Here is a 5,716-nt window from a genome sequence, read left to right on the forward strand (position 1 = left end):
TGCCGGATGGAGGTGGCGGTCGGGGGGCGGGGATAGGCTGGTGGCGTGCACCCCCCGTCCCGACGGACGCGGGGTATCTGTCGTGTGCCACGGCTACACCGCGCGCCGACCTGGCGACCTCACGGGAAGTGATCACACATGCTCACCGGTCTGTTCTCCGCCGCCCTGGCCGATCCCGGGCTGGCCCGGGCGCGTGACCTGGCGCGCTCCGGTGCCGCGCAGGTCGACGGGCTCGACATCACCGCCCCGCCGGCGTCGCGGCCGTTCGCGGTCGCCGCCGTCGCGGCCGACGCCGATGGTGCCGCCGGGGGCGCGGGCCGGCCGGTGCTCGCCGTGACGGCCACCACCCGGGAGGCCGACGACCTGGCCGCCGCCCTGGGCACCCTGTTGCCGCCGGAGCAGGTGGCGGTCTTCCCGTCCTGGGAGACGCTGCCGCACGAGCGCCTCTCGCCCCGCTCCGACACCGTCGGCCGGCGGCTGGCCGTGCTGCGCCGGCTGGCCCACCCGGAGTCGCCCGACGCGCGCGGGCGCACCGGCCCGCTACGGGTGGTCGTCGCCCCGGTCCGGTCGCTGCTCCAGCCACAGCTGCGGGGGCTCGGCGACCTCGAGCCGGTGCAGCTCGCCGCCGGCGACGAGGCTGACCTGGAGGAGGTGGCCCGCCGGCTGACGGACATGGCGTACGCCCGGGTCGACCTGGTCACCAAGCGCGGCGAGTTCGCGGTGCGCGGCGGCATCCTGGACGTCTTCCCGCCCACCGACGAGCACCCGTCGCGGGTGGAGTTCTGGGGCGACGAGGTGGAGGAGATCCGCACCTTCGCCGTGGCCGACCAGCGGACCATCGAGCAGGTGCCGCAGCTGTGGGCCCCGCCCTGCCGGGAGCTGCTGCTCACCCCGGCGGTGCGCAGGCAGGCGGCCGCGCTGGCGGAGCAGCACCCGGAGCTGGTTGAGATCCTCGACAAGCTGGCCGAGGGCATCCCGGTGGAGGGGATGGAGTCCCTAGCGCCTGCGCTGATCGGCGCCGACTCGATGGAGTTGCTGCTGGACACCATGCCGGCCGGCACCCACGTGATCCTCTGCGACCCGGAGCGGATCCGCACCCGGGCGCACGACCTGGTGCGTACCTCGGAAGAGTTCCTCCAGGCCAGCTGGGCCGCGGCGGCGGTCGGCGGGCAGGCCCCGGTGGACCTCGGCGCCGCCGCCTTCCGCACCTTGGCCGACGTGCGTGCCGCCGCCGCCAAGCTGCGCCAGCCGTGGTGGACGCTGTCGCCGTTCGGGCTGGTGGAGGCGGAGGCGGCGCCGGCCCCGCAGCCCTGGGAGGACGGGCCCGTCGAGGTCGACGTCACGCCCGACGACACCATCGCGGTGACCCTGGCTGCCCAGCCCGCCCCGCTCTACCACGGCGAGACCGCCCGGGTGGTCGACGACCTGAAGCGCTGGGCCGGCGAGGGCTGGTCGATCGCGCTGGTCTTCGAGGGGCACGGCCCCGCGCAGCGGGCGGTGGAGGTGCTCCGCGACGCCGGGCTGGGTGCCCGGCTGACCGAGGAGGTGCCCGCCGCGCCCACCCCCGGCGAGCTGCTGGTCTCCTGCGGCGGGCTGACCGCCGGCTTCGTCGACGAGGCATCGCGGTTCGTGCTGCTCACCGGCAGTGACATCACCGGTGGGCGGGGCACCTCGACCCGCGACATGCGCAGGATGCCGAGCCGCCGGCGTAACACCATCGACCCGCTGGAGTTGAAGGCCGGCGATCACGTCGTGCACGAGCAGCACGGCATCGGTCGCTACCTCGAACTGGTGCAGCGCACCGTCAACGGCGCCAGCCGGGAGTACCTGGTCATCGAGTACGCCCCGAGCAAGCGCGGCCAGCCCGGCGACCGGCTCTTCGTTCCCACCGACCAGCTCGACCAGCTCTCCCGCTACGTCGGCGGAGAGCAGCCGGCGCTGCACAAGATGGGCGGCTCGGACTGGCAGAAGTCCAAGGCCCGGGCCCGCAAGGCGGTACGCGAGATCGCCGCCCAGCTGATTCAGCTCTACGCCGCGCGCAAGGCGTCCAAGGGGCACGCGTTCGGGCCGGACACCCCGTGGCAGCGGGAGCTGGAGGACGCCTTCCCGTGGCAGGAGACGCCGGACCAGCTCGCCGCCATCGAGGAGGTCAAGCGGGACATGGAGCAGACCGTCCCGATGGACCGGCTGATCTGCGGCGACGTCGGCTACGGCAAGACCGAGATCGCGGTGCGGGCGGCGTTCAAGGCGGTGCAGGACGGCAAGCAGGTGGCGGTGCTGGTGCCGACCACGCTGCTGGTGCAGCAGCACTACAACACCTTCGCCGAGCGGATGAGCCAGTTCCCGGTGGCCATCCGGCAGCTGTCCCGGTTCCAGACGCCGAAGGAGGCCGAGCAGACCCTGGCGATGGCGGCCGACGGTACGGCCGACATCGTCATCGGCACCCACCGGCTGCTCCAGTCGGCCACCCGGTTCAGGTCGCTGGGCCTGGTCATCGTCGACGAGGAGCAGCGCTTCGGCGTCGAGCACAAGGAGCACCTGAAGACGATGCGCGCCTCGGTCGACGTGCTGAGCATGTCGGCGACCCCGATCCCGCGCACCCTGGAGATGGCGATCACCGGCATCCGGGAGATGTCCACGATCGCCACCCCGCCGGAGGAGCGCCACCCGGTGCTCACCGCCGTCGGGGCGTACGACGAGCGGCAGGTGGCCGCCGCCATCCACCGCGAGTTGCTCCGGGACGGGCAGGTCTTCTACCTGCACAACCGGGTGGAGTCGATCGAGCGGGCGGCCCGCCGGCTCCGGGAGCTGGTGCCCGAGGCCCGGGTCGCGGTGGCGCACGGCCAGCTGGGCGAGGAGGCGCTGGAGAAGGTCATGGTCGGCTTCTGGGAGAAGGAGTTCGACGTGCTGGTCTGCACCACGATCGTGGAGTCCGGCATCGACATCCCCAACGCCAACACCCTGATCGTGGAGCGGGCCGACCTGCTCGGCCTGGCCCAGCTGCACCAGATCCGCGGCCGGGTCGGCCGGGGCCGGGAGCGGGCGTACGCGTACTTCCTCTACCCGCCGGAGAGGCCGCTGACCGAGCACGCCCACGAGCGGCTGGCCACCATCGCCCAGCACACCGAGCTGGGCGCCGGCATGTACGTGGCGATGAAGGACCTGGAGATCCGGGGCGCCGGCAACCTGCTCGGTGGTGAGCAGTCCGGCCACATCGAGGGCGTCGGCTTCGACCTGTACGTGCGGATGGTCGGCGAGGCGGTGCAGGCGTTCAAGGGCGAGCGCCCGGAGGAGGAGGTCGACGTCAAGATCGACCTGCCGGTCGACGCGCATCTGCCGCACGACTACGTCGGCGTGGAGCGGCTGCGCCTGGAGATGTACCGCAAGCTCGCCGAGGCCCGCGACGAAGAGCGACTGCGCGAGGTGGTGGCCGAGATGACCGACCGCTACGGCGAGCCGCCCGCCCCGGTGCAGAACCTGGTGGCGGTGGCGCGGTTCCGGCTGCTCGCCCGCCGGTACGGTCTCACCGACGTCTCGATGCAGGGCAAGCACCTGCGGTTCGGCCCGCTGCCGCTGCCCGATTCGAAGCAGCTGCGGCTGAAGCGCTACCACCCGGACGCGGTCTACAAGTCCGCGCTCGACCAGGTCAGCGTGCCGCGCCCGAGCACCCGGCGGGTCGGCGGGGAGCCGCTGCGCGACCAGGCCCTGCTGGAGTGGTGCGCCCAACTGCTCTCCGATCTCCTCGGCGAGCCGGCGGTGGCCGGTGCCGGCGCGCGCTGACCGCCGGCCCGGCGGAGGGCGGGAGCGGGTGGCGGTGCCGGCGCACGCTGACCGGCGGGAGGTCGGGCCGGTGGCCGGTGTTTGCGCGCTGGCCGCCGGTCCGGCAGGAGGTGGGGGGCGTCACAGGTGGCGAAGGGGCATGAGAGAGTGACCGGCATGCGTGCTCGCCGTCTCATCGCCGCCGCCAGCGTCGCGGCCCTCGGTGTCCTCTCCCTCGGTGCGTGCGGGAGGTCCGCGCCGGACGTCGCCGCGTACGTCGGCGACACGACATACCCGGTGAGCCGGGTGGACGCGATCTACTCCGATGCCCAGGCGAAGTTCGGCGAGGCGGTACGCGAGGAGGCGGGCCGGGTCGGCGCGACCCCGTCGCCGGAGCAGCTGCGCACCTCGGTGACCCGGCAGGACGTGGTCAACCTGCTGGTCAGCATCGACCTGGGCAAGCGGGTGGTGGCCGCGAAGAACCTCCAGGTGCCCGACCAGGTGAGCCCCGAGCAGCTCGAGCAGCAGCTGCGGGTGCCGGCTACCGCCGAGTACGTCAAGCTCTGGGGCGAGTGGGCGGACATCTCCGCGGTGCTCGGTCAGCAGCTGCCGCCGGGTGAGCTGAGCGACGACGCGGTGATGGCGGTCTACCGGGCGCTGGAGAAGACCGGCGGCATCCAGCCCGGCCTCACCGTGGAGCAGGTCCGGCAGCTCTTCGGTGACGGCGGCTTCGTCCGCAGCGGGGCCGCGCTCAGCGCCGCCCTTCAGGAGGAGGCGGAGCGGGTCGGCGCGTCGATCAACCCGCGCTTCCAGCCGCTCGGTGTGCCGTCGGTGGTCAGCAACGGCCAGACGCTGCTGTTCTACTCGCTGCCCTTCATCGACGCCGACGGGCCGGTCACCGACATCTCCACCCCGGATCCGCTGCCCTCGACCGGGCCGGAGACGGCCGGGGCGGTCGACAGCTGAGCATGACCAACCGGATCGTCCTGCTGGTCACCTCGCCCCGGCTGCCGGCAGGGTTGCTGACGGCGGCGGCCTGGGACGTCGTACGCGCGGCACCGGTGCTGGCGGCGGCGGAGAGCGAGCTGTTGCGGGCGGTCCGCGCGGCGGGCGCCCGGGTCACGGTGGTCGACGGCCATGCGACGCCGGCGCTGCTCGACGCGGCGGCGGCGCACGGCACCGCGGTCTGGCTGGCCGGCCCGGCCGGTGACGAGGCGCTGGCCCGGGAGCTGGGCCTGCGGCTGGCCCGCGAGCCCGGCCTGGCCGAGTTGGAGCTGATGTACGGCTCGTGGGACCCGCCGGGTGCTCGGCTGCTCGACGCGGTGGCGGTGATGGACCGGCTGGCGTCGCCCGGCGGCGACCCGTGGAAGCGGGCGCAGACGCACCGCAGCCTCGCCGGCTTCCTGCTTGAGGAGTGCTACGAGGCGTACGACGCGATCAGCGCCGGGGACACCGACGCGCTCCGCGAGGAGCTGGGCGACGTGCTGCTCCAGGTGGTGCTGCACGCCCGGCTCGCCGAGGAGCTGCCCGAGGGCGAGCGGTGGACCGTGGACGACGTGGCCGGTGGGCTGGTCGACAAGATGGTCCGGCGCAACCCGCACGTCTTCGCCGACGCGGAGGCGGGCAGCCTGGAGGAGATCACCGCGAGCTGGGAGCGGATCAAGCGGGCCGAGAAGGCCCGGGACTCGGTGCTGGACGGCATCGCGCTGAGCCAGCCCGCGCTCGCCCTGGCCGCCAAGATCCTGGAACGCGCCGGCCGGGTCGGCCTCGCCGTGCCGCCGCCCCTGACCGAGTCCCAGGTGGACCCGGAGGCCCGGCTCGGCGCCAGCCTGCTGGCCACGGTCGCCGCAGCGAGGGAGGCCGACCTCGACCCCGAGGCCGCTCTCCGCCGCACCGCCCTCGCCTACGCCGACGCCGTTCGCGCCGCCGAACGCACCACCCACCGAACCCCCCACCC

3 protein-coding genes are annotated in these 5,716 nt (G+C 73.9%); all 3 read left to right on the top strand.

Features of this window, described 5'->3' with window-relative positions; all coding sequences use genetic code 11:
* The first annotated feature begins 138 nt into the window (after nucleotides 1-138).
* Nucleotides 139-3,780 (top strand): transcription-repair coupling factor, encoded by a 3,642-nt coding sequence (mfd, locus tag C1I99_RS28580; protein WP_111137308.1) that lies wholly within the window; start codon nucleotides 139-141, stop codon nucleotides 3,778-3,780.
* Nucleotides 3,781-3,936: 156 nt separating this feature from the next.
* Complete coding sequence (locus tag C1I99_RS28585) at nucleotides 3,937-4,725, top strand: hypothetical protein (protein WP_111137310.1); 789 nt, start codon at nucleotides 3,937-3,939, stop codon at nucleotides 4,723-4,725.
* A 2-nt stretch (nucleotides 4,726-4,727) separates the two neighbouring features.
* Nucleotides 4,728-5,716, top strand: a 989-nt coding sequence (locus C1I99_RS28590) for a nucleoside triphosphate pyrophosphohydrolase (RefSeq protein WP_111137309.1), incomplete at its 3' end; no start/stop codon positions are given.

This window comes from Micromonospora deserti (assembly GCF_003236335.1).
Taxonomy (GTDB): domain Bacteria; phylum Actinomycetota; class Actinomycetes; order Mycobacteriales; family Micromonosporaceae; genus Micromonospora; species Micromonospora deserti.